General features: G+C 62.2%; 22 protein-coding genes. 14 read left to right on the top strand and 8 right to left on the bottom strand.

Annotated features, from left to right (window positions below; all coding sequences use genetic code 11):
* Positions 1 to 46 precede the first annotated feature (46 nt).
* A complete protein-coding gene (locus AC1DVV_RS03620) occupies positions 47 to 1,027 on the bottom strand; it encodes a tripartite tricarboxylate transporter substrate binding protein BugE (protein ID WP_457278949.1) in 981 nt (326 codons plus the stop codon).
* 110 nt (positions 1,028 to 1,137) lie between these two features.
* Here AC1DVV_RS03620 and AC1DVV_RS03615 point away from each other — a divergent pair, with 110 nt between their 5' ends.
* From AC1DVV_RS03615 to AC1DVV_RS03605, 3 genes are read left to right on the top strand one after another with little or no spacing between them, the layout of a single operon-like run.
* Complete coding sequence (locus AC1DVV_RS03615) at positions 1,138 to 2,043, top strand: AEC family transporter (RefSeq protein WP_457278950.1); 906 nt, start codon at positions 1,138 to 1,140, stop codon at positions 2,041 to 2,043.
* 55 nt (positions 2,044 to 2,098) lie between these two features.
* Positions 2,099 to 2,623: a hypothetical protein gene (locus AC1DVV_RS03610; protein WP_457278951.1), complete on the top strand. Its 525-nt coding sequence runs from the start codon at positions 2,099 to 2,101 to the stop codon at positions 2,621 to 2,623.
* A 47-nt stretch (positions 2,624 to 2,670) separates the two neighbouring features.
* Positions 2,671 to 3,402: a DnaJ domain-containing protein gene (locus tag AC1DVV_RS03605; protein WP_457278952.1), complete on the top strand. Its 732-nt coding sequence runs from the start codon at positions 2,671 to 2,673 to the stop codon at positions 3,400 to 3,402.
* A gap of 204 nt (positions 3,403 to 3,606) precedes the next feature.
* Here AC1DVV_RS03605 and queG read toward each other — a convergent pair whose 3' ends face one another.
* The gene (gene queG, locus AC1DVV_RS03600) at positions 3,607 to 4,659 is read right to left on the bottom strand and encodes a tRNA epoxyqueuosine(34) reductase QueG (RefSeq protein ID WP_457279777.1); all 1,053 of its coding nucleotides are present in this window, start codon (positions 4,657 to 4,659) and stop codon (positions 3,607 to 3,609) included.
* Positions 4,660 to 4,674: 15 nt separating this feature from the next.
* Here queG and tsaE point away from each other — a divergent pair, with 15 nt between their 5' ends.
* The 3 genes from tsaE to AC1DVV_RS03585 all read left to right on the top strand — a co-directional run bounded on the left by tsaE (position 4,675) and on the right by AC1DVV_RS03585 (position 6,957).
* A complete protein-coding gene (gene tsaE, locus AC1DVV_RS03595; protein WP_477667478.1) occupies positions 4,675 to 5,163 on the top strand; it encodes a tRNA (adenosine(37)-N6)-threonylcarbamoyltransferase complex ATPase subunit type 1 TsaE in 489 nt (162 codons plus the stop codon).
* The gene (locus tag AC1DVV_RS03590; RefSeq protein WP_477688909.1) at positions 5,160 to 6,551 is read left to right on the top strand and encodes an N-acetylmuramoyl-L-alanine amidase; all 1,392 of its coding nucleotides are present in this window, start codon (positions 5,160 to 5,162) and stop codon (positions 6,549 to 6,551) included. The genes tsaE and AC1DVV_RS03590 overlap by 4 nt, the downstream gene beginning before the upstream one ends.
* A gap of 190 nt (positions 6,552 to 6,741) precedes the next feature.
* Positions 6,742 to 6,957 (top strand): glycine zipper 2TM domain-containing protein, encoded by a 216-nt coding sequence (locus AC1DVV_RS03585; protein ID WP_457278955.1) that lies wholly within the window; start codon positions 6,742 to 6,744, stop codon positions 6,955 to 6,957.
* Positions 6,958 to 7,022: 65 nt separating this feature from the next.
* On the opposite strand, the gene AC1DVV_RS03580 is transcribed toward AC1DVV_RS03585, so the two are convergent.
* From AC1DVV_RS03580 to AC1DVV_RS03570, 3 genes are all read right to left on the bottom strand, one after another.
* A complete protein-coding gene (locus AC1DVV_RS03580) occupies positions 7,023 to 7,484 on the bottom strand; it encodes an aromatic-ring-hydroxylating dioxygenase subunit beta (RefSeq protein WP_457279778.1) in 462 nt (153 codons plus the stop codon).
* A 29-nt stretch (positions 7,485 to 7,513) separates the two neighbouring features.
* On the bottom strand, positions 7,514 to 8,836 hold the full coding sequence (locus tag AC1DVV_RS03575; RefSeq protein ID WP_477701715.1) for an SRPBCC family protein: 1,323 nt from the start codon (positions 8,834 to 8,836) through the stop codon (positions 7,514 to 7,516).
* Between the two features lie 118 nt (positions 8,837 to 8,954).
* The gene (locus tag AC1DVV_RS03570; RefSeq protein WP_457278957.1) at positions 8,955 to 9,968 is read right to left on the bottom strand and encodes a PfkB family carbohydrate kinase; all 1,014 of its coding nucleotides are present in this window, start codon (positions 9,966 to 9,968) and stop codon (positions 8,955 to 8,957) included.
* Between the two features lie 129 nt (positions 9,969 to 10,097).
* On the opposite strand from AC1DVV_RS03570, the gene AC1DVV_RS03565 reads away from it, so the two are divergent.
* The 5 genes from AC1DVV_RS03565 (at position 10,098) to AC1DVV_RS03545 (ending at position 14,790) form a co-directional block, all read left to right on the top strand.
* The gene (locus AC1DVV_RS03565) at positions 10,098 to 11,087 is read left to right on the top strand and encodes a substrate-binding domain-containing protein (RefSeq protein WP_477667482.1); all 990 of its coding nucleotides are present in this window, start codon (positions 10,098 to 10,100) and stop codon (positions 11,085 to 11,087) included.
* A gap of 85 nt (positions 11,088 to 11,172) precedes the next feature.
* Positions 11,173 to 12,129, top strand: coding sequence for an ABC transporter permease (locus tag AC1DVV_RS03560; protein WP_457278959.1), 957 nt, complete (start codon positions 11,173 to 11,175; stop codon positions 12,127 to 12,129).
* Entirely contained in the window at positions 12,129 to 12,938 is an 810-nt protein-coding gene (locus tag AC1DVV_RS03555; protein ID WP_477688906.1) for an ATP-binding cassette domain-containing protein, read from the top strand. Before AC1DVV_RS03560 ends, AC1DVV_RS03555 begins: the two co-directional genes overlap by 1 nt.
* A 146-nt stretch (positions 12,939 to 13,084) precedes the next feature.
* On the top strand, positions 13,085 to 13,537 hold the full coding sequence (locus AC1DVV_RS03550; RefSeq protein ID WP_457278961.1) for an RbsD/FucU family protein: 453 nt from the start codon (positions 13,085 to 13,087) through the stop codon (positions 13,535 to 13,537).
* The gene (locus tag AC1DVV_RS03545) at positions 13,534 to 14,790 is read left to right on the top strand and encodes an ROK family transcriptional regulator (RefSeq protein ID WP_457278962.1); all 1,257 of its coding nucleotides are present in this window, start codon (positions 13,534 to 13,536) and stop codon (positions 14,788 to 14,790) included. The genes AC1DVV_RS03550 and AC1DVV_RS03545 overlap by 4 nt, the downstream gene beginning before the upstream one ends.
* Here the strand turns inward: AC1DVV_RS03545 and AC1DVV_RS03540 are convergent.
* The 3 genes from AC1DVV_RS03540 to AC1DVV_RS03530 form a co-directional block, all read right to left on the bottom strand.
* The gene (locus AC1DVV_RS03540; RefSeq protein WP_477667484.1) at positions 14,774 to 16,624 is read right to left on the bottom strand and encodes an AMP-dependent synthetase/ligase; all 1,851 of its coding nucleotides are present in this window, start codon (positions 16,622 to 16,624) and stop codon (positions 14,774 to 14,776) included. The genes AC1DVV_RS03545 and AC1DVV_RS03540 overlap by 17 nt on opposite strands.
* Before the next feature lie 127 nt (positions 16,625 to 16,751).
* Entirely contained in the window at positions 16,752 to 17,405 is a 654-nt protein-coding gene (locus AC1DVV_RS03535; protein WP_477667485.1) for a DedA family protein, read from the bottom strand.
* 48 nt (positions 17,406 to 17,453) lie between these two features.
* On the bottom strand, positions 17,454 to 18,119 hold the full coding sequence (locus AC1DVV_RS03530) for a hypothetical protein (RefSeq protein ID WP_477667486.1): 666 nt from the start codon (positions 18,117 to 18,119) through the stop codon (positions 17,454 to 17,456).
* A 138-nt stretch (positions 18,120 to 18,257) separates the two neighbouring features.
* On the opposite strand from AC1DVV_RS03530, the gene mutL reads away from it, so the two are divergent.
* From mutL to AC1DVV_RS03515, 3 genes are all read left to right on the top strand, one after another.
* Entirely contained in the window at positions 18,258 to 20,168 is a 1,911-nt protein-coding gene (mutL, locus tag AC1DVV_RS03525; protein ID WP_477667487.1) for a DNA mismatch repair endonuclease MutL, read from the top strand.
* A 32-nt stretch (positions 20,169 to 20,200) separates the two neighbouring features.
* Positions 20,201 to 21,151: an alpha/beta hydrolase gene (locus AC1DVV_RS03520; RefSeq protein WP_457278967.1), complete on the top strand. Its 951-nt coding sequence runs from the start codon at positions 20,201 to 20,203 to the stop codon at positions 21,149 to 21,151.
* Between the two features lie 106 nt (positions 21,152 to 21,257).
* The gene (locus tag AC1DVV_RS03515; protein ID WP_457278968.1) at positions 21,258 to 22,589 is read left to right on the top strand and encodes an ammonium transporter; all 1,332 of its coding nucleotides are present in this window, start codon (positions 21,258 to 21,260) and stop codon (positions 22,587 to 22,589) included.
* Positions 22,590 to 22,594 lie beyond the last annotated feature (5 nt).

Here is a 22,594-nt window from a genome sequence, read left to right as displayed (position 1 = left end):
GCGGCTTACGGGTAGCTTTGCTTCCGGTCAGCCCGGCTTCAAAGTTCTATTCGAGCTTGAGCTTGGCCGAGTCGACCACTTTTCTATAGACATCAAATTCGGCCTTGATCTGCGCCGTGAACTGCTCGGGCGTATTCGCAATGATCAGGGAGCCGGTGTCTTCGATCCGTTTGCGTATCGCCGGATCTTCCAGCGATTTCTTCACCCCGGCGCTGACCTTGTCGACCACGTCCTTTGGCAAGCCTTTCGGGCCGATGATGCCGTAATAGGCCATGCGGTTCACAGGCTCCAGGCCGACTTCCTTGAAAGTGGGTACATCCGGCAGCACAGCCAGGCGCTGGGGCGCGGCCACCACAATGGGGATCAGGCGCTTTTGCTGGATGAACGGCAGGGCCGATGGAAGGTTGTCAAAAATCATGGGCACCTGCCCGGCCACGGTGTCGTTCAGGGCCGGACCCGCGCCGCGGTAGGGGATGTGCGTCACGAAAGTACCCGACATGCTCTTGAAGAGCTCCATCTGCAGGTGACCGATGCCACCGGTGCCCGAGGATGAATAGGAATACTTGCCGGGGTTCTTTTTGAGCTCAGCCACAAACTCCTTGTAGTTGCGCGCCGGAAAGCTCGGGTGTACCGCAATGATGTTGGGCGTTGCGGCGATGTTGATGATGGGCGTGAAGTCCGTCAGCGTGTTGTACGGGATCTTGGGGTTGATGGCCGGATTGGCCGCGGTGGTGGACACCGTGGCCACGCCCAACGCATAACCATCGGGAACGGCGCGCGATGTCTCAAGTGCGCCCACCACGCCGCCGCCGCCGGCCCGATTTTCGACGATCACGCTCTGGCCCAAGGCCTTGCCCAGTGGCTCGGAGATGACGCGGGCGACGATATCAGTGGTGCCACCCGGTGCAAACGGCACCACGAGCTTGACCACCTTGTTGGGATAACCCTGTGCCAATGCGGGGCCTGCGGCGGCGCCCAGCGCAAGCGCGGACACCACGGAATAGGCAAACAGATAACGACGTTGCATGTTCAGTCCTTCAATAAAAACAGCAGAAATGGTAATCGCAACATTCATGCCCCGCAGTTGTGGATTACGCATAAGGGCAAACCCGGGGGGATTGCGGTTATTCTCGGCGAGTGAACTACGCGCAGCTTCTTTTTCCCGACTTTTCCCTGATTGTTTGCGGCTACCTCGTCTGCCGCTACACCGCCCTCAACCGCACCGTATGGGAACAGGTGGAGAGCCTGGTTTATTACTTTTTGTTTCCGGTCCTGCTTTTTCATTCGATCGTCAAAAGCCCGCTGGACCTGGGCGCCGCCTCCAGCCTCATCAGCGCCGGCATCCTGCTGGGAATAGCCGGTATTGCGATGGCCTACAGCCTGCCGCACCTGCCTTGGCTGGGCAGGCACATCGACTCGCGTGAGCACGCCGCCAGCGCGCAGGTGGCGTTTCGCTTCAACTCCTTCATTGCGCTGGCCCTGGCCGACCGGCTGGCGGGCAGCCAGGGCCTGCAGCTGATCGCCGTGCTGATTGGTGTATGCGTGCCGCTTTTCAACGTGGCGGCGGTGTGGCCCATGGCGCGGCATGCCAAGCGCGGCTTCATGGGCGAGCTGGTGCGCAATCCGCTGATCCTTGCCACGGCCACAGGCCTGGTGGCCAACCTGCTCGGCTTTACCCTGCCTGTCTGGCTCGAACCCACGGTGACCCGCATCGGAGCCGCCTCGCTGGCCCTGGGCCTGATGGCAGCAGGCGCCGGCATGCAGTTCGGTCACCTGTCGCAAGCCAAAACGCTGGCAGTGGCCGTGCTGTCGATACGGCATCTGTTGATGCCGGTCGTGGCCCTGGGCCTGTGCAAAGCCTTCGGGCTGTCGTCCGTACAAAGCACCATCCTGCTGGCGTTTTCCGCCTTGCCGACGGCCTCCAGCGCGTACGTGCTGGCGGCGCGCATGGGCTACAACGGGGGTTACGTGGCGGGCCTGGTGACACTTTCAACAATGCTGGGCATTCTTAGCCTGCCTTTCGCTCTCGGTATACTGATGTAAAAATTTGTGACATCAGACGCCGGCAGGGAGGAAATACGTGGGAATTTACAGGCCAATGATGGTCGCCGTATTTGCGGCGATCGCGTGTTCTGCAGCAAGCAGTCAGCAATTGTTCAAATGTGGAGCCACATTCCAGGACAAACCCTGCGACACCGAGATCCAGAAAAAGTATTCCTCCTTAACTGGCTCCTTTAGCAAGGAACAGGTCAATGCCGCTGCCGACACGCAGTGCGCAGATTTGGGAGCCCGTGCCATGCCCATTATTCAGGCCAGAGCCCACAAGGAAACCCTTGAGGGCTTGCATGCCCAAATTGATGCCAAAACTATTGGTCGGTTGGAAAAAATTCAGCAAAAAGAACTGGTTTCTTCCGTGTTTGCCAAGAAAGGCAATCCTGCAGAGATTAGGGGAGCCATTGAGGCCGAGTGCATGGACAGCAAACGGACAAGCAAAGCTCGTCTTGCTATATCGACACCGAGCGTCTATCCAGAAAATTCCCGACTTACAGGTGTCGATGCCGGAGCTGAAGCACATACAGCAAGAAGAATCACAGTAACTGTAAGTACGTCAAGCCGGCGCTAGGCTCCGTCGCGGATAACCACTAACAATATCTACCTCACAGGGATTTCATGAAGTCAGCCTATCTGGTTCTGGGAGTACCCGGAAACGCCAACAAAGAAGACATTGAAGTGGCCTTTAACAAGGCAAATATCCATTACTCCCCGGCCAGGCTGGCGGCTGACCCACAAGCCGTTGACAGATTCCTGGAAGTCAAAACCGCCTACCAGGTACTGCGAGACGACGAGTCCAGGGCTGCGCATGATCGCAAGCTCAGCAGTACGCTAACGAGGCCCGCGGCCGCACGTCTGGACAGAACAATCAAAGTCGAGCAGGAATCGTCGGGACTCACACGTGTTGTGGTCATTCTGGCTGTGGGAGTTGCAATGCTGTTCGCAGGGAGTTTTTACATCAGCTCCAAGCGTGAAGCTGCGCGCAAGGAACAGGCCGCACAAGAACTTCGGCTGAAGGTACAAGCGGAAGAGGATGCCAGGAAGGAAGAACTCCGTCTGGCTGCGGAAGAAGCGAACAGACAGCAGATTGCCAAGCAGGCAGCACAGCAAGAGCGGCAATTCCGCCAGGAAAGCGAGCGCGCAATCAACAATGTCCGTTCAGCGGAAGCGCAGCGCAGCTATCTGGAATCACAAAGAGCCAGTGCTGAACAGCGTGAAGCGCAGCGCAAGGAGTACGAAGCCCAATCACGTGAACAAAACAAGGTAAGGGAAGCGCAAAACCAGCTGGCCAGAGACAAAGCCCGTATTCGCGAGTTGTGCTACCAGAACTACCGGCGCTGGGACTGCTAAAAGACCGCGCTGCCTTTTGTGGCTGCCCGGTCAGGCACTTCGTGTCGGATGCCTGATGGCCGGCGCGAAGCCAGCACCTCGGTTCGAGCCTTAAGTCTAATATGCGCTTATCGCTCAAGCGCATGACATGCCAAATGCTTTGCTATTGATTTAGGAGCTGCTTGCGCTTGTCTCCAAAGGGCTGCAGGCCATTTTCGTTCAAATTTACTGATCAAGGGCCCAGGCCACATGTTCCCGCACCAGCTCGCTGGGAGAAGCGGCATGCATTTGCAGGGCCTCGCGCAGGGGCTGTCCCGCCTCAGGATCGAGCACCCGCAGGGCATTGCCCATGGCCACCGCAAGGTTGCGCAGCCAGCGCTCATGGCCAATACGGCGTATCGGGCTGCCTTCAGTGAATCGCAAAAACGCCGCTTCCGTCCAGCCAAGCAGGGTGACGAGCTGCTGCCCCGTCAAGCCGCTGCGCTCGTCAAAATCGGGCAAGGCACTGCGCTGGGCGAATTTATTCCACGGGCAGACCAGCTGGCAGTCGTCGCAACCATAAATCCGGTTACCCATCAGCGGGCGAAGCTCCAGGGGAATCGGGCCCGCGTGTTCGATGGTGAGGTAAGAGATGCAACGCCGTGCATCGAGCTTGTGGGGTGCGATGATCGCCCGCGTCGGGCACACGTCAATGCAGGCCTGGCAGGTGCCGCAGTGCGGCGTCACCGGCTCGCTGGGCGGCAGGGCAATGTCAACGTAGATTTCCCCCAGGAAGAACATGGAGCCCGCTTCCCGGTTGAGCAGCAAGGTGTGTTTGCCGCGCCAGCCCTGGCCGCTGCGGGCTGCCAGTTCGGCCTCCAGCACGGGCGCGGAGTCGGTGAAAGCCCGATGGCCGAGCTGGCCGACGTGGCCGGAGATGCGTTCGCTGAGCTTTTGCAGGCGGGTGCGCATGATCTTGTGATAGTCGCGGCCACGTGCATACACCGACACGATCCCTTCCGCAGGCCGCTCGAGCCGGCTGAACTCCAGGGCCTGCCATTCGCCTGGGACGGCAGCCGTCGATGCGGGCAGATAGTCCATGCGTGCCGTGATGACGCTGACGGTGCCCGGAATCAGTTCGGCCGGCCGGGCCCGTTTGAGCCCGTGCGCTGCCATGTAATGCATGTCACCATGGAAGCCTGCGGCCAGCCAGGCTGATAATCCAGGCTCGGCCGAGGATAAATCCACACCGGCCACGCCAATTTGCGAAAATCCAAGCTCGCGCGCCCAAGTTTGAATTTGAGAAACGAATTGATGACTGTTCAAAGAATTGCTGGCGGGCACCCGCTGATTGTAAAAAACATTGCCTGGCAGGACGAAGCGGCCACGGCAGCCTTCGCGCAGGCACTGGCGGGTCATCCCGCCATTGGCCGCGCGCTCATTGAGCTTCAGGGCGACCTTGGCGCCGGCAAGACCACCTTTGTGCGCCACCTGCTCAAGAGTTTGGGCGTCGAAGGCCGCATCAAAAGTCCCACGTATGCGGTGGTCGAGCCCTACACTTTGCCGAAGATGAATATCTGGCATTTTGACTTCTACCGCTTTAACGATCCGCGCGAGTGGGAAGAGGCGGGGTTACGCGACATCTTTGCCAGCACCGGGCTCAAGCTGGTCGAATGGCCGGAAAAAGCAGGACCGCATCTGCCGCAACCTGATCTGCTGCTCCACCTGGAAGTCCTGCCGGACGATACCCGCACAGTTACCCTGACGGCTCACACGCCCACAGGCGCGGAATTGCTGGCATGAAGCGGCAGCCCGTCACCCGCCGCAGCGCCCTGCAACTGGGCAGCGTGGTGCTTCTGCTGGGCGTGCAGCACATCGCGCGCGGCGCGACCATCGTGGCCGTGCGTGTCTGGCCGTCCAAAGACTACACGCGGCTCACCATCGAATCCGACGGCGAGATCAAGGCAAAACAATTTTTCATCGCCGACCCGCCGCGCCTTGCCGTCGACATGGAAGGCATAGACCTGATTCCCGCGCTGCGCGAACTGGTCGCCAAGGTGAAATCCGACGACCCGAATATCTCGGGCATACGCGTGGGGCAAAACGCCCCTGGCGTGGTGCGGCTCGTAATAGACCTCAAGCAGCCCATCCAGCCGCAGGTATTCACCCTGCCGCCTGTAGCGGCTTACCAGTACCGGCTGGTGTTCGACTTGTACCCGACGCAGGTCGCCGACCCGCTCGAAGCCCTGATTGCCGAGAAGCTCGCCGACAGGCAACCGGGCGCCACACCCGCCCCCGCCAATGACCCTATCGCCGACCTGATCGCGCGGCAGTCGGGCAAGCAGGCCGACGGCAAGCCACCGCCGGCAGTCGTCGCGGAAAAAGACAAGGACAAGGCCCACGGGCCAACGACCGGCCCTGCCACCCCCGGCGGCGCCAAGACCTCGCCCGAAGCGGCCGTCATTGCGAAGAACAAGACCGACCGTCTCGTCATCGTCGCGCTGGACCCGGGCCATGGAGGGGAAGATCCCGGCGCCGTCGGCCCCGGCGGCACGCGCGAGAAAGACGTGGTGCTGCAGATCGCGCACCGCCTGCGCGACCGTATCAACCAGCAGCCCAATATGCGCGCCTACCTCACGCGCGATGCCGACTTCTTTGTGCCGCTGCATGTGCGCGTGCAAAAAGCGCGGCGCGTGCAGGCCGACCTTTTCATCAGCATCCATGCCGACGCATTTTTTACGGCACGACCGCAAGGCGCCAGCGTCTTCGCGCTCAGCGAAAAAGGGGCCTCCAGCAGCGCCGCGCGCTGGATCGCCGATAAAGAAAACTCCGCCGACCTGGTGGGTGGCATCAACGTCAAGGCCAAGGACGCCCAGGTACAGAAAGCCCTGCTCGACATGAGCACCACGGCGCAGATCAACGACAGCCTCAAGCTCGGCAGTGCCATGCTGGGCGAGATCGGCAATGTCGGCAAGCTGCACAAACCGAAGGTCGAGCAAGCCGGCTTCGCTGTCCTCAAAGCGCCCGACATCCCCAGCGTGCTGGTGGAGACCGCCTTCATCAGCAACCCCGACGAAGAAGCCAAACTGCGCAGCGACGAATACCAGGTACAGCTGGCCGACGCCTTGATGCGCGGCATCACGCGCTACTTCGCGCGCAACCCGCCGCTGGCGCGCAACCGCGCTGTTTAAGTACCGCATCGGCGCGCATTGATGCGCCGAAAATTACCACCAAAGACCGCAGCAAGCCGACACGCCGCGGCAACCTTCTCCTACAACCTCCACATACCCGTCCCCCTACAGTGAAATTACAGGCAAGGTCAGGACTTCACGATGTGAATACCCCAGCAAGAGCCTGAAACTCTGAGCAAAGGTGGACAAGATGAATACGAAATTGATGATGTCAGCGGTAGCAGCGGCGGCACTGATCGGCCTGGGTGGTTGCAGCACCAGCCCGACCAATGCACAGATAGGCACCGGTGTTGGTGCCGTGGCCGGTGGCCTGGTCGGTAATGCCGTATTCGGCAGCACCCTGGGCACCGTGGGCGGCGCGGCAGCCGGAGCGGTGATCGGTAACGAAGTCGGTAAAAGGCGCTAAAAGAAACGCCAGGCAACGCGGCCCCGGCACCTGCCGGGTTGGTGCTGCCTGCACCAGTATCCCTGCTACACCGGATAGATCAGCGAGTTGAGGATCATCTCGCTGTCATACACACAAAGACGGCTCCTGAATTTCAGGACGCCGTCTTTTTTGATGAGCTCGTCGATATAACGCCCGACGTTGTAGACCTCGCTCACGCCGCCCGGCTTGGTGCGGAACACCGCGTAGTTGGCCTCGGCCTTGACGACATCGCCTTCCTCCGAGAGGATGCGCGCCGGGCTGACGATGTGGCGCATGTAATAAGGCCCGTGATAAATCGTCTGCGTGACGCCATACACCCGATCCTTCATCATGCCCCGGCTTTCCAGCGCCATGAGGGCCAGCGGCAGGCCGCGGTCAAAATTCTCGCGGGCCTGCACCTTGTAGTTGCCCTCTTCCACAAAGAATTCCGGCCACGCATCAAACCGCTTTTCGTCCAGCGCCGCCGCGTAGGCTGCGTTGAGCTGGTCCACCTCCAGTTGCAGCATCAGGCGCTGCAGTCCCTGTTCACTCGCCGTCATAGACCCATGACTTTCTTCCAGTAGGCATACATGCTGCGGATCAGGGTTTCGGTGACCATGTGCTCCGTCATCTCGGTGCCGGTGCCACCCAGCTCGCACAGTGTTGAGCCGGTGTCGCCAGCCTGTGCAAAGCCGGCCTGGCTGAACTCGATCACTTCACCGTCATCCGCACTGACAAAACCGGCCGGGCCGAACAGGTTGGCCTGGCGCAGGCGGCGCTGCGTCATTTCGGGTGTGTCGTCGGCAAAGCCGAAGTGCGTCCAGATGAAATCAAACTCACCCTGCCCACGCGGCACGATATGGCGTGTGCTCAGCGAATTGACCTGCTGCTGGATGATCAGGCTGGGAAACAGCGTGATCATGGTCACGGTGGGCGTGATGTCGCTGCCCGGGCTGGATGGGTCGGGCATCTTCCACCAGGGCTCGGGCACCACGTCCAGCAGGCGGTCGTCATGCAGGGCCATGTTGGCCTTGAACGAGGTCACGCCTTCGGTCACAGCGTCGTTCTGCCCACCCTCGTTGCGGCGGGAAATCATCACGGCATGGCGGCCCTCGCCGTCCATCACCATGCGGCTTTTCTGGTCGGCACGCCAAAGGCCGAAGGTCACAAACCACGTGTGCAGCAAGCCGGGATGGTAAGGGTCCTTGATGTTTTCCATCATCAGCTTCCAGTTGCCCGGAATGCGCTGGCGGTTGTAGCCCAGCAGCGTCAGCTTGCGCGCTCCGTCAGGGCCTTTGAAGATGCGGTCCAGCCACGGCATGATCTGCGGGCCGAGGTAGTCTTCCAGCGGTTCGGTGTCGTCGCTGAAAGTGGCAAACACCAGGCCGTGCAGCACTGCAACACGCAACTTGGTCAGCCCATGATCCTTGAGATCGAACCCTTCGGGCATGCCGCCGTTGACGCAATCACCCTCTTTCACGCCGTCCTTGAAGGGCAACCCCGCCAGGTCGCCGTTGAGTTTGTAGGTCCACTGGTGATACGGGCAGACAAAGCTGCGCGCATTGCCCTGCGGGTTCTGGCAAAAGCGCACACCACGGTGGGCGCAACGGTTTTCAACAACGCGTATGCCGTGGTCGGTGGCACGGTCTTTGGGCGCGATACGGTCCCGCACCATCAGCACCTGGCGTTCGCCGACATGGCTGAGTTTGTAGTCGCCCACATTGGGAATCTCGGCTTCCAGGCCCACATAGCACCAGTGCGCGCCGTAAAAGATTTTCTCCAGCTCGCGCTGGTATAGCTGCGCATCGGTGTAGGCCCAGAAGGGCACGCGACTGGAGCCGGGGTCGCTCCAGCGTGACAGGGTATGGGGTGCGTTCATCTGAGTGTCTCCGGGTCCTGCAGCGTACCTGCGCACAGGATTTCGGACAGATAATACGCTTACTTACGATCTCTGACTTCTTTCCCTGATCTTTTCAGTAAGGCATCGGTAGCGGCCGTCAGTCAAATACGCAGGTTGCCTGTTCAATCCTGGCCTGCACTTGCGCCCCGGTCGGAGGCACACAGCCACGCTGCATGACACACAAGCTGGCGCTGGCCACAGCATGGGCCAGCAAACTGCGCCCCGCGTCATCGCCGACCAACGCCACCAAAGCGCCAGTACCGCTCGCAGCGGTTTTCCGCGCGAGCAAGGCAACCATGAAGCCGGCGAGGAAACAGTCACCCGCCCCCACGGTATCCACCACCGCCAACGGCCGGGATTCGCGGGCGCGCCACTGCCGGCCATCGCGTGTCAACAGACAGGCTCCGTGCGGCCCCAGGGTCAGAACCAGCAAGCCGGCACCGCTCGTGCCGAGCAGATGCTGCGCCCGCGCAAATACATCGGTGCCAGGTATCTCCAGGCTTTCCAGGTCTTCATCGCTGACCTTGACGACGTCGGCGTGTTGCAGCGCAGCGTGCACATTGCGCCTGTAGGCCTGCAGGTCCGGCATGACCGACGGCCGCAGGTTGGCATCCACCACCACCACGCTGCCCGCCTGATGCTGGGCTCGCAGCCATGGCAGGTAGCGGCCCGCATCCTCGGGCGCGAGCGCCAGGGCGCCGGTGTACACCATCTCGAGCCCGGGGACGCGCTGACACGACTGGATCAGGCTGTCCGCCGTGACTGCACGGTCCGCCACTTCCTGCCGGTAAAAAACATAGTCAGGATGGCCTGCGTCATCCAGCCCCACCACGGCCAGTGAGGTGCTTTGTGCCACGGGCTGTGGACAGGCCAGCCGCACACCATCTCCGGTCAGCGCTGCGGCCAGCTGGCGGCCAAAGCGATCGCGCGACAGAGGGTTGAGGTACAGGGTGTTGACGCCCTGCCGGGCCAGCGCGCGCGTCAGGTTGAAAACAGCGCCACCCGGGCAGGGTTCATAACGTCCGTCCGATTGAACGATCAGGTCAATCAACGCTTCACCAGCGGTTGCAACTTGCAGCACTTTTTCAGGGTTTTTCTCAGGGTAATCCATAACTAAAACAACTTGATTTAATAACTCAAGCGCCACTATAGTTCACCAACGCCCAGCACTCATGGGTATTTTCCCGCGAACTCCAGTGCCTGGCGGCCTGGAATGTCGATTCAACAAGGAGACAATTTGATGAAAAAGACCACCACTCTCTTGACACTGTCCAGCCTCGCGCTGGCCGCCACATCGGCCTTTGCAGCGGGCGAACCTGTGATCGGCCTGATTACCAAAACCGAAACCAACCCCTTCTTCGTCAAGATGAAGGAAGGCGCTGAAGCCGAGGCCAAAAAACTCGGCGCCAAGCTGCTGACCGCCGCCGGCAAATCGGACGGCGACACCGCTGGACAGATCACGGCCCTCGAAAACATGGCTGCCGCCGGCGCCAAGACCATTTTGATCACCGCCAGCGGAGATGCCATCGCACCCACCGTCAAAAAACTGCAGGCCAAGGGCGTGCAGGTCATTGCACTGGACAGCCCTTTTGCGGGAGCTGACGCGCTGTTTGCCACCGACAACTACAAGGCCGGTGTGCTGATTGGCCAGTACGCCAAAGCGGCCATGGCCGGCAAGCCAGCCAAAATCGCCACGCTCGATTTGTTCCCCGGTCACCCCGTGGGCGCACAGCGTCACAACGGTTTCATGAAGGGTTTCGGCCTGGCAGCGGCAGACGCGAAATCCAACGAGCTGTCCAAAGACCCAGCCGTGGTCTGCATGGCTGACAGTTTTGGTGACCAGGCCAAAGGCCAGACCGCCATGGAAAACTGCCTGCAAAAAAATCCCGATATCAACGTGGTCTACACCATCAACGAACCGGCCGCCGCCGGCGCATTCAATGCACTGAAAAAGGCCGGCAAGGAAAAAGGCGTGACCATCCTCTCGGTCGACGGCGGCTGCCAGGGCATCAAGGACACGGGAGCCGGCGTCATCACCGCGACTTCACAGCAATACCCCCTGACCATGGCGGCACTGGGCGTGGCAGCAGGCGTCAGTTACGCCAAGGGCGGCAAAAAAGCGTCGGGTTACACCGACACCGGCGTGACCCTGATCTCGGCCAAAGCTCTCCCGGGCGTAGACAGCAAAGACGTCAAAACCGGCATGGACCTTTGCTGGGGCACCAAGTAATCGACCTGCTGCTTGCCAGCTGTCATCCCGGACCGAACCCGGTGCGGGATGACAAAATCATTTTCCTCATCCTGGGCCCTTACCGATGAACCTGTCTTCGCGCCACATCCCGTGGGGGGCCCTCGGCCCCTGGCTGGCCCTGCTGGCCACTTGCATCTTTTTTACCACCCAGTCAGACCGCTTCCTGACGGGCGCAAACCTGTCCCTGGTGCTGCAGCAGGTGATGGTCGTCGGCGTGCTGGCCATTGGGCAGACCCTGATCATCCTGACGGCCGGCATCGACCTGTCCTGCGGCATGGTGATGGCATTGGGCGGCATGGTGATGACCAAGTTCGCCGTGAATTACGGCATCGACCCCTACCTGGCCATTGCTTGCGGCCTGGCGGTCACGACCGGCTTCGGCCTCCTCAATGGCCTGCTGGTCACCCGCATCAAATTGCCCCCTTTCATCGTGACGCTGGGCACACTGAACATCGCATTTGCGATCACCCAGATTTACTCCAACGCGCAAATCGTTCCCAACCTCCCGACGGAATTGACGGCGCTGGGCAACACCTTCGATCTGGGCAGTACGGAGGTCAGCCTGGGCACCGTCGCCATGATCGGCCTCTACCTGCTGGCGTGGTTTGTCTTGCGTGACACCGCACCGGGCCGGCACCTGTATGCAGTGGGCAATAACGCCGAAGCCGCACGGCTGACCGGCATCCGGGTCGACCGCGTGCTGGTGGCCGTCTATGCACTGGCCGGCCTCTTTTACGGCATCGCCGCGCTCCTGTCGGTGGCGCGCACCGGCGTCGGCGATCCGAATGCCGGGCAAACCGAAAACCTGGATGCCATCACCGCCGTGGTGCTGGGTGGCACCAGCCTGTTTGGCGGACGCGGCATCATTCTGGGCACACTCGTCGGCGCGGTGATTGTGGGCGTGTTTCGCAACGGTCTCACCCTGATGGGCGTTGCCTCCGTCTACCAGACACTGATTACCGGCATTCTGGTGATCCTGGCGGTCGCGGCCGACCAGATGTCGCGCAAAGGGCCTCGCTGATGAACACCCCAACGCCCCTCCAAACTCCTGCGCCTTTGATCATGCAGGCCAAAGGGCTGGTCAAACGCTACGGTCAGGTCACCGCACTGGACGGTACCGACTTCGAACTACGCGCCGGCGAAATCCTGGCCGTGATCGGTGACAACGGCGCCGGCAAATCCTCGCTGATCAAGGCACTGTCGGGCGCCACTGTGCCCGACGAAGGTGAATTGCTGCTCGACGGCAAGCCGATGCGTTTCAAGTCCCCCATCGATGCGCGCCGTGCCGGGATCGAAACCGTCTACCAGGACCTGGCCGTGGCCCCTGCCATGAGCATTGCGGAGAACCTGTTCCTGGGCCGCGAACTCCTCAGGCCCGGTCCCCTGGGCCGCTGGCTGCGTGTGCTCGACAAGAAGAAGATGCTGGAGCAGGCCATTGCCCGCATGCAGGAGCTCAAGGTCGGGATTCGTTCGATGACGCAGGCCGTGGAAACACTCTCCGGCGGCCAGCGCCAGTGCGTGGCCGTGGCGCGCGCCGCTGCCTTTGCGCAGCATGTGGTCATCATGGATGAACCCACGGCCGCCCTGGGCGTGAAAGAAGGCAACATGGTGCTGGAGCTGATTCGCCGGGTGCGCGACAAAGGCCTGCCCGTCATTTTGATCAGCCACAACATGCCGCATGTGTTTGAAATCGCCGACCGCATCCACATCCAGCGCCTGGGCCGCCGTGCGGCGGTCGTCAATCCCAAGACCATCAGCATGAGCGACACCGTGGCCGTGATGACAGGCGCCAAGACGGCCGAAGAACTTCCGGAGTCTGCGCTTGCCTGAAACAGCCCCCACGCTCGGCACTGACGTGTCCTCGCTGCCCCCCGAGGGGGCGCTGCGCCTGCGGCCCGGCGAAGCCGGTTCCGCGGCCCCGGCTGGTGAAGAAGAAGCTTCCACGCTTGTCACACCGCAACGCATGAGGCCCGCTCATGCTTAAAGGCATTGACCCCCTGCTCACGCCCGAGTTGCTCAAGGTATTGGCCGAGATGGGTCATGACGACGCGCTGCTGCTGGCCGATGCCAATTTCACGGCCATGAGTGTGGGCGCGGGCAAACCCGTGCTGCGCCTGCCTGGCCACGGCATGGCGCGAACAGCACGGGCCGTGGCTTCGCTGCTGCCTCTGGCTGAAGATGTGGATCACCCGGTGGCTTACATGCAGGTCAGCGGTACCGAGGCACCCTACCGTTCGGAGCTACAGCGCGAGGTACTGGCGCTGCTGGCCCCGGGGTGGCTGCCGCATCAGCAGGCCGAGGCCGTTGAGCGCTACGCGTTTTATGAGCGGGTACGCCAGGCCTATGCGATTGTGGTGACGGGTGAATTGCAGCCTTTTGGCAACTTCATCCTGCGCAAAGGGGTCATCGGCGAAAATCTGCGTCCATGACCGAATCTCCTGTCACTGCGGCCACTCCCGCTACCCCCGCGGAATCCGAAGCAGCCACGCCTGTGTGGCTGCGCCAGCGCGGCTCCAACCACGTGGGCATGCGCCAGTTCAATGAACGCGTGGTGCTGCAGGCCATCCGCCTGCACGGTAGCGTACCCAAAGCCGAACTGGCCCGCCTGACCAACCTGACCGCACAGACCATCGGGCTGATCACTGCCCGGCTGGAAGAAGACGACCTGCTGATCCGGCACGACCGCGTGCGCGGGCGCATTGGCCAACCCTCGGTGCCGCTGGCGCTGAACCCCGACGGCGCCTTCTCAGTGGGCATCAAGATTGGCCGGCGCAGCACCGACTGGTTGCTGGTCGACTTCACCGGGCAGGTCCGCCAACGCCTGTCGCTGGCCTATGCCTTCCCCGATGCCGACACCCTGCTCCCCGTGATCGGCCAGAACCTGCGCACCCTGCGTGAGCAACTCGGTGCACTGGCTCCGCGGCTGGTCGGTGTGGGGGTGGCCGCGCCCTTCCAGCTCGGTGGCTGGCACCGGATGCTGGGGCTGTCGGCGCAGCAGTCGGACCGTTGGAACCACATCGACCTCAGCGCCGAAGTGCAAGCCATGACCGACCTGCCCGTGAGTTTTGCCAAAGACACCTCGGCGGCCTGCGTGGCCGAACTGGTGTCGGGCCGCGGACGCGACCTCAAGAGCTTTCTCTACTTGTTTGTCGACACCTTTGTGGGCGGCGGCCTGGTCATCAATTCACAACTTCACGCAGGCATCCACAACAACGCCGGCGCCGTGGCGTCGCTGCCATTGCAGGCGGCCCAGCCACCCGGCGCGCCGCCACAGCTGGTCAGCCAGGCTTCGCTGTGGGAACTGGAGCAGTGTTTCAAGGCGCGCGGGCTTGACCCGGCTGCAGCCTACGACGAACGCGCCCTGCAGCCGCCGTTCGAGTCCGACACCCAGGCCTGGGTGGCCAGCGCCGCCAATGCACTGGCCCACAGCGTGGTCAGCGCAACGGCCCTGCTGGATATCGATGCCGTGGTGATGGATGGCTCCTTTTGCCGCCCGCTGCTGCAGCGCCTGATTGAAGCCACGGGCGCAGCACTCGGCCGCTACAACTGGGAAGGTCTCTGGCCCGCCCAGGTGATGGCCGGCAGCATTGGCTCCGACGCTCGCGCACTGGGCGGTGCCATGCTGCCTCTGCATGCCAACTTCGCACCCGACCGCGACCTGTTTCTCAAGGGTGGCCGCTGATCCGCGCTTCGGGACGGTACATCGCCTCGATTTCGCGCGCATAACGAGCCATCAGGTTGTTGCGCTTGAGCTTGAGCGTCGGCGTCATCAGGGTGTTTTCGGGCGTCCACGGCTCCCGCGTGAGGTACACGGCACGCGGCGTCGCGTAGCGTGCGAAGTCCTTCGCCTGGGCGGCCATGCGCTCCAGCGCGAGCTTGTGCACAGCCGGCAGGTGCAGGCTGGCCGGGTCCTCGGGGTCCACCGCCAGCGCCGCAGCCACACGCCGCCATTCCGCCGGGTTGACCACTGCCACACAGGCGATGAAGGGGCGGTTTTCACCGACCACAAAGACCTGGTCGAACAGGGAGTCGGCGGCAATCGCCACCTCGAGGTCGCCCGGCGGTACTTTTTCGCCGGTCGACGTCACGATGATTTCCTTCAGGCGTCCCATGATGCGGATACGCCCGCCATCGATCACGGCCTGGTCTCCGGTACACAGCCAGCCGTCGTCCGTCAGCACGCGGGCCGTGTCTTCGGGGCGTTTCCAGTAGCCCTTCATTACCAGCGGGCCGCGCACCTGCAGTTCCTGGTTGGCGCTGATGCGCACCTCGACACCCGGCAAGGCCCTGCCCACTGTGGCCGGGTCGTTGTCGTCCACACCATTGCCCGACACCACGGGCGATGTCTCCGTCATGCCGTAGCCCTGCAGCAGCGGCAGGCCTAGCCCGAGGAAACAGCGTGCCACCGCATGCGACAAGGGCGCACCACCGCTCACCGCCACCCGCACGCGTCCACCAAACTGCGCCCGCAAGGTTCCGGCCACCAGCCGCTCCAGCAGGGGCCAAACCAGGGGATCCAGCCATGCCCACGGACTTTTTTCGCTTTCCGCCAAAAGCAATCCCTGTGCGCGGCAAAACCGCCGCCAGCCGACAGACTGCGCCGTCAGAAACAGGCGTGTTTTAAGCGGCGACTGCGTCAGTGTCTCCTGCAGTTTGGCAAATACGCGCTCGTAAATACGCGGCACCGAAATCAGCACGGTGGGACGCACGGTTTTCAGGTCCTCGGCCAGCAAGGGCACGGAACGCGCATAAGCCACGCAGCTTCCGGCGGCAATGGGCAGGTAATAACCGGCGGTCCGTTCAAACGTGTGCGACAGCGGCAGGAACGACAGGAACACATCGTCCACCATCGGTACCACCAGCGACAGGATGGCCCGTACATTGGACACGATGTTTCGGTGCGTCAGCATCACACCCTTGGGTTTGCCCGTGGTGCCTGAGGTATAGACGATGGCCGCAAGGTCGTCCTCCTGCGGTGCGGGCAGCAAGCCGGCGTACCCTTCCCCCGCCGCCAGCCAGTCGGCCAGGGGCACAACTGCCACCGCCCCACCCGCCCCGCTCAACGGCGCTTCAGGCACGGCGACCACCACGCAGCGCAGCGCCGGCAAGGGCGTTCCGACAGCCTCAACGGCCTGCCACTGTGAAAGCGACGACACCATCAGCAGGGAAGCTTCGCAGTCCGCCAGGATGTAGGCAATGCTGCCGGCATTGTCAATGGCATGCAACGGTACAGGCACCAGCGCCAACGACAGGGCCGCCTGGTCGATGCTCACGGCATTGAGGCCGTTGGGCAGCAGGATCGCAACACTCGCATGGGCCGGCAGCTGCGTGGCCGCCAGCGCGCGCCGCCACTGCGCGACCCGCTCGCTGGCCTCAGCCCAGCAGGTGCTGTGCCATTGCCCGGTGAGGGCATCAAATTCACGGTAAGCCTCAGCCTCGGGACTGTGTGCCACGCGAAAGGCCAGTAATTCCGGCAGCGTGTGCACTGCGGCAATATCCAGGGGAGTGATGTTCATTCAGGTTTTCCTGCCAGCCAGAAAGGCGGCACTGTCATTTTTTATCACGTGCGCAGTTGCGCGTGACTGCGTTGCATCAAGCCCGTTCAACAACAGGCCTCTTGGGCGGATGCGTATCAGCGCACCTTCAGGCGCCGGCGTTGCCTGCTTTGCGCCTGGCCTTCCAGGCGCCGAAAATAACAATCAGGCCGGGAATAAAAATCATGGCCCAGATGATCTTGTCGAGATGGGTTTTGACGAACGGGATGTTGCCGAAAAAATAACCAGCCGTCACGATGCCGCCGACCCACAGTGCACCGCCCACAAGGTTGTACAGCGTGAACTTGCTGCGCGTCATGTCCGACACGCCCGCCACAAAGGGGGCAAAAGTACGAAGAAACGGCATGAAACGCGCCGCGATGATGGTGATACCGCCGTACCGCTCGTAAAACGCATGGGCCTGGTCAAAAGCCTTTTTGTTGAACCAACGCGAGTTTTCCCACTGAAACACCTTGGGACCCAACGCTCGCCCTATGCCGTAGTTGCACTGGTCGCCCAGCACAGCTGCCACAAACAGCAACGCCACCGCCACCGGAAAACTCATGAGGCCGACGCCGCACATCGCGCCCACCACAAACAGCAGTGAATCACCCGGCAAAAATGGCATGACGACCACGCCGGTTTCCACAAAAATAATCAGGAATAACAGGGCATACACCCACGCGCCGTAGCTGGTGACAAAGGCTTCCAGGTGCTTGTCGACATGAAGAATGAAATCAATGAGAAAGGTGGCAAATTCCATACCGGTGATTTTGACAGGTATGAAACCCGCGCCCGCCGCGTACCGGCCTCAGCGGCCACTGTTGCCGCTGACCCGCGTCATGACATGTACCAGACCCTTGCCAGGCGCATAGATATAGCCGTAGCTCGTCCCCGAACCGGTTTTCCAGCCATACTGCACGGCACCGGGTGTGCCGTCATACACGCATGAAAGCTTTTCAATCTCGACGGACGTCACTTCGTTGCGCGTGCCTCTCGGTGAAAAATAAGTGGTGTTGTAGCGGCGTACCTGGCCCTGCGACCACATGCCCACCGGAAACTTCCCCTCGTTGGTCGCGTTGCCAAAACGCTGGTCATACACCCGGCCAATGGCGGTACGGTCGGGCGTCAGCGCAAAACGCTCGTGCGCACGCGGGACCTTGCGTTCGTAGATTTCGTAGACAGTACCGCCCTGGCCTTCCCACTGCATGGGTCCTTTGAGTGTCACGTCTGCCTTGCCCACAGAACCATCGGGTAACTCGTCGACAAACGGATACACCCGATCAACCGCTGCAAATACCAGTTCCCGGCTATCTGTCATGGGGTTGCCGGTGAGAAGTTCGACTGGCAAAAACCGCTCCTTGATGCTTTCATCCTGTATGCACACGGGCACCTTGGGTGTTTGCACCTGCGCTTGCGCCATACCGGCAAGAAAAAGGGCGAAGATCAAGGAAGAAGCTTGGGCTTTCAATCGCATGGGATTCCCTTACATCAATAAAATAAATCGGAACCATGATGGTTGTCGCAACAAAATCTTACAAGATCCGGAAAAGGGGCAGTTGCCGGACTTGTTGCTTCCTCACTCCAAAAAGCCCAACCCGTAAAATCAGTAGCAATGACCCCTCTTCCTGCCCGCCGCCCGATCCGCGAACTTCCCGATGAATTGATCAGCCAGATCGCGGCCGGCGAAGTGGTGGAGCGCCCAGCGTCCGTCGTGCGCGAGCTGGTGGACAACGCGCTGGACGCCGGCGCCACGCAAGTGACTGTGCGGCTGCTGGCCGGCGGCGTACGGCTCATCGTGGTCGAAGACGACGGCTTCGGCATCCCGCGCGAAGAACTTCCCGTCGCCCTGAGGCGCCATGCCACCAGCAAGATTGCCTCATTGCAAGACCTGGAAGCCGTCGGCACCATGGGTTTTCGGGGCGAGGCGCTGGCGGCGATCAATTCGATCGCCGACATGAGCCTGCTGTCCAGAACCGCCGCGGATGAACACGCATGGCAGCTTGACGGCCGCACCGGCGAACTGAAGCCCGCCGCGCGCAACCGTGGCACCAGCGTGGAAGTGCGGGAGCTGTTTTACGCCACGCCCGCGCGCCGCAAATTCCTGAAGACCGATGCCACCGAACTGGCCCACTGCATCGAAGCCGTACGCCGCCATGCACTGGTGCGGCCCGATGTGGGTTTTGCGATCTGGCACGAAGGCAAGCTGGTCGAACAATGGCGCGCGGCGACAGGCGACAACGCCCACCAGCAGCGCCTGGCCGATGTGCTGGGCAGCGAATTTGTCGAGCAGTCCGTGACCGTCAGCTATGAGAGTTCAGCGCGCCGCGCCGACGGCCTGCCCGCCGTGCGCGTCTGGGGCGTCGCCGGCATTCCGGATGCCGCCCGCTCGCGCGCCGACCAGCAGTTCGCGTATGTCAACGGCCGTTACGTACGCGACAAGGTGCTGACCCACGCCGCGCGCAGCGCCTATGAAGACGTGCTGCATGGCCACCGCCAGCCGGTCTATGCGCTGTATGTCGAGATCGATCCGTCCCGCGTGGACGTGAACGTGCACCCGACCAAGATCGAAGTGCGTTTTCGCGACAGCCGTGAGGTGCACCAGGCGGTGCGCCACGCCACCGAAAACGCGCTGGCCATCCCGCGCTCCACGGCAGCTGCCCAGGCAGGCGCGGAAGACGCTGCTGTCACGCCCACCGGATTTCTTGAGCAAAACAAGGCTTTTGCGCAACAGGGATGGGCGCAACCAGCTATCAATTTTGTAGCAAACGGCGGTCACAGGGCCTCCGACTTTGACGCCATGTGGCCGTCATCGCAAGCCGTCGCGCCCAGCCAGCGGGAATCTGGCGAGGATGCCCTGTACGTCACCATTCCCCCGGTCGGAAATGGCATGGCGGGCGTGCCTGAAGGCGCAAGCGCCCTGCCCTCCGGCGACTGGCCGCTGGGCCGCGCCATCGCCCAGCTGCAGGGCATCTACGTGCTGGCCGAAAACACCCAGGGCCTTGTCATTGTGGACATGCACGCTGCCCACGAGCGCATCGTCTATGAACGCCTGAAAACCCAGATGGACGGTGCCGATGGCGCCAGCATCATCAGCCAGCCGCTGCTGATTCCGGCCACCTTTGCCGCCAGCCCCCAGGAAGTGGCCACGGCCGAGGCCAACGCCCAGGCATTGGCAACGCTGGGCCTGGAAATCACGCCTTTTTCGCCCAAAACCCTGGCGGTGCGCGCCGTGCCCACCAGCCTGGCGCAGGGCGATGCGGTGGAACTGGCCCGCAGCGTGCTGGCCGAACTGGCCCAGCACGACGCCAGCACCGTCATACAGCGGGCCCGGAACGAGTTGCTGTCCACCATGGCCTGCCACGGCGCCGTGCGCGCCAACCGCAAGCTCACGCTCGACGAAATGAACGCCCTGCTGCGCCAGATGGAAGCCACTGAGCGCTCCGACCAGTGCAACCACGGGCGGCCCACCTGGCGGCAGGTCAGCATCCGGGAGCTTGACACGCTCTTCATGCGCGGACGCTGAACTTTCCGGCGCCCGGCGAATCATTCACTTGCATGAAACGCTGGCACCTCTTTACTTCCTTCCTGATGACGCTGGCGTTGCTGGCGGGCTGTGCCACCCTTGACGAAAAGCAGCGAGCCTGGATCTTTCAGCCCAGCGACCGCACCTGGGGCGGGGCTGCAGCCGCCGCGGTGGGAATGGAAGACGTCTGGATTGACTTCAACGCCGCCAGCGGCAGTGGCGGCGACCACCCCGTCCGCCTGCACGGCCTGTGGCTGCCGGCAGACGAGTCGGATGCCGCAAGCAAAACCCCCGTGCTGCTGTACCTGCATGGCGCGCGTTACAACGTCACCGGCTCCGCGCCGCGCATGCGCCGCATGCAGGAGCTCGGCTTCTCGGTCCTGGGGATCGACTACCGCGGTTTTGGTAAAAGCACCTACGAACTGCCGTCGGAAACATCGGCCTACGAAGACGCCCGCGCCGCCTGGGACTGGCTGGCCAAAAAGTACCCCGACCGTCCCCGTTACATCTTCGGACACTCGCTGGGCGGGCCGATTGCCATCAACCTGGCCACGGAGGTGGCCGATGAAAGCGGCACGATTGTCGAAAGCACATTCACTTCCATCGCCGATGTCGTGAGTACGTCCCAGTGGGGCTGGATGCCGGTGTCGCTGCTCATCACCCAGCGTTTCGAGGCCGTCCGAAAAGTCGGCAAGATCGGCTCCCCCCTGCTGGTGGTGCATGGCGGCGAAGACCGCCTGATCCTGCCGGACCTGGGGCGCAAGCTTTATGACGCTGCAGCGCAGCCCAAGCTCTTCTTGCTGGTGCCGGGTGGCTCGCACCACGACACCAACCTGGTCGGCCAGCCCCAGTACCGACAAGCGCTGGCACAGCTGTTTCGGATGGACAGGAGCCTTGCTGACGGTGCGCACAATGAGGCATTGCAGGTGGCTGGCGGCAAACGCGCCCCAAAACAAGCCGAAATGCTACAGAACAAGGAATAATGCCCAAAAACGGGTATTTTTTACTTACCCAATACATGTAGCCGGATGTAACATTCCCCGTACCGCATAGCAGCTGATAACAGCTGAAACAACGAGAGGGGAATGTATGAGCCAAGTCCTGGTTACCCGCAGGTCGTCTGCCTTCACTTTGCTGGCCCCTGCGCTGGCGCTGCTGGCATCTACCCCTCTCCACGCCCAGACCGCCGCCGCTGCCGCGGCGCCTGCCGTTGCGAAATTCAATGGCGCGGACACCGCCTGGATGCTCATCTCGACCGTGCTGGTGCTTTTGATGACCATTCCCGGCATCATGCTGTTCTACAGCGGCATGATGCGGGCCAAAAATGCGCTCTCCATCGTGGCGCACACTTTTGCGGCCACCACGGTTGTCACGCTGGTTTGGGCGGGCATTGCCTATTCACTGGCCTTCACGCCCGGCAACCCCTGGATCGGCGACATGAGCCGCGCGCTAAGCGAAGGACTATTGGGCGCAAAAGTCGGCGCGCACGTTTCAGCGCCTTCCGTGCCGGAATCCGCTTTCTTCCTGTTCCAGCTGGCATTCGCCATCATCACCTTCGCACTGATCATCGGCGCCACCGTGGAGCGCATGCGCCTGAGCGCCACCATTTTCTTTGCGGCCTTCTGGACCATCCTGGTATACGCCCCTGTGGCGCACTGGATCTGGCAACCCACCGGCTGGCTCGCCAGCATGGGGCATATGGACTTTGCGGGCGGCACGGTGGTGCACATCGCGGCCGGCTTCAGCGGCCTGGTGGCGGCCAAGGTCGTGGGTCCGCGCAAAGGCTTCGGAACCGAACCCATGGTGCCGCACAACCTCTTGATATCCATCATCGGCGCCGGGCTCTTGTGGGCGGGCTGGTTCGGCTTCAATGCCGGTTCGGCCTTTGAGGCGAGTTCACGCGCCGTGGGCGCCCTGCTGGCCACCCAGGTGGCAGCTTGCGTCGGCGCGTTCATGTGGGGCATTTGCGAATATGTCCAGCGCGGCAAGTTCAGCGTGCTGGGCATGGCAACAGGCGCCATTGCCGGCCTCGTCGCCATCACGCCGGCGTCCGGTTTTGTCGGCGTCATGGGCGCATCGGTCTTGGGCTTTGCGGGCGGCGTCGGCTGCTTCCTGGCCGTGACCCGCTTCAAGCGTGCCACAGGAATTGACGACTCGCTTGACGTATTTGCCCTGCATGGCGTGGGCGGCATCATCGGCACGGTCCTGACCCCGGTCTTTGCGCTCAAGGAAATTGCACCCGTGACCGCCACCGTGTTTACCAACCTCGTGGGAGCCTGCGCCGTTGCAGCTTACGCAGGCGTCGCGACCTGGCTGATTTTGCTGGTGGTCAAACCCCTGGCAGGCCTTCGCGTCACCGCGGCAGAGGAAGAACTGGGCCTTGACCTTGCCCAGCACGGCGAGATGATTTCAGGTGCTTGAGTTCC

It is taken from the genome of Polaromonas sp. P3_B4, assembly GCF_056402835.1.
The sequence above is the reverse complement of the archived record's forward strand: the minus strand, read 5'-3'. Positions and strand labels throughout refer to the sequence as shown.

Bases quoted from the DNA above. Each gene is read 5' to 3' on its own strand.
- AC1DVV_RS03520 (WP_457278967.1), top strand. From the start codon at position 20,201: ATGAAACGCTGGCACCTCTTTACTTCCTTCCTGATGACGCTGGCGTTG.
- AC1DVV_RS03535 (WP_477667485.1), bottom strand. From the start codon at position 17,405: ATGGAATTTGCCACCTTTCTCATTGATTTCATTCTTCATGTCGACAAG.
- mutL (WP_477667487.1), top strand. From the start codon at position 18,258: ATGACCCCTCTTCCTGCCCGCCGCCCGATCCGCGAACTTCCCGATGAA.
- AC1DVV_RS03620 (WP_457278949.1), bottom strand. From the start codon at position 1,027: ATGCAACGTCGTTATCTGTTTGCCTATTCCGTGGTGTCCGCGCTTGCG.
- AC1DVV_RS03575 (WP_477701715.1), bottom strand. From the start codon at position 8,836: ATGAACGCACCCCATACCCTGTCACGCTGGAGCGACCCCGGCTCCAGT.
- AC1DVV_RS03555 (WP_477688906.1), top strand. From the start codon at position 12,129: ATGAACACCCCAACGCCCCTCCAAACTCCTGCGCCTTTGATCATGCAG.
- AC1DVV_RS03530 (WP_477667486.1), bottom strand. From the start codon at position 18,119: ATGCGATTGAAAGCCCAAGCTTCTTCCTTGATCTTCGCCCTTTTTCTT.
- AC1DVV_RS03590 (WP_477688909.1), top strand. From the start codon at position 5,160: ATGAAGCGGCAGCCCGTCACCCGCCGCAGCGCCCTGCAACTGGGCAGC.
- AC1DVV_RS03540 (WP_477667484.1), bottom strand. From the start codon at position 16,624: ATGAACATCACTCCCCTGGATATTGCCGCAGTGCACACGCTGCCGGAA.
- AC1DVV_RS03565 (WP_477667482.1), top strand. From the start codon at position 10,098: ATGAAAAAGACCACCACTCTCTTGACACTGTCCAGCCTCGCGCTGGCC.
- tsaE (WP_477667478.1), top strand. From the start codon at position 4,675: ATGACTGTTCAAAGAATTGCTGGCGGGCACCCGCTGATTGTAAAAAAC.
- AC1DVV_RS03585 (WP_457278955.1), top strand. From the start codon at position 6,742: ATGAATACGAAATTGATGATGTCAGCGGTAGCAGCGGCGGCACTGATC.
- AC1DVV_RS03550 (WP_457278961.1), top strand. From the start codon at position 13,085: ATGCTTAAAGGCATTGACCCCCTGCTCACGCCCGAGTTGCTCAAGGTA.
- AC1DVV_RS03605 (WP_457278952.1), top strand. From the start codon at position 2,671: ATGAAGTCAGCCTATCTGGTTCTGGGAGTACCCGGAAACGCCAACAAA.
- AC1DVV_RS03545 (WP_457278962.1), top strand. From the start codon at position 13,534: ATGACCGAATCTCCTGTCACTGCGGCCACTCCCGCTACCCCCGCGGAA.
- AC1DVV_RS03580 (WP_457279778.1), bottom strand. From the start codon at position 7,484: ATGCTGCAACTGGAGGTGGACCAGCTCAACGCAGCCTACGCGGCGGCG.
- AC1DVV_RS03560 (WP_457278959.1), top strand. From the start codon at position 11,173: ATGAACCTGTCTTCGCGCCACATCCCGTGGGGGGCCCTCGGCCCCTGG.
- AC1DVV_RS03610 (WP_457278951.1), top strand. From the start codon at position 2,099: ATGATGGTCGCCGTATTTGCGGCGATCGCGTGTTCTGCAGCAAGCAGT.
- AC1DVV_RS03515 (WP_457278968.1), top strand. From the start codon at position 21,258: ATGAGCCAAGTCCTGGTTACCCGCAGGTCGTCTGCCTTCACTTTGCTG.
- AC1DVV_RS03570 (WP_457278957.1), bottom strand. From the start codon at position 9,968: ATGGATTACCCTGAGAAAAACCCTGAAAAAGTGCTGCAAGTTGCAACC.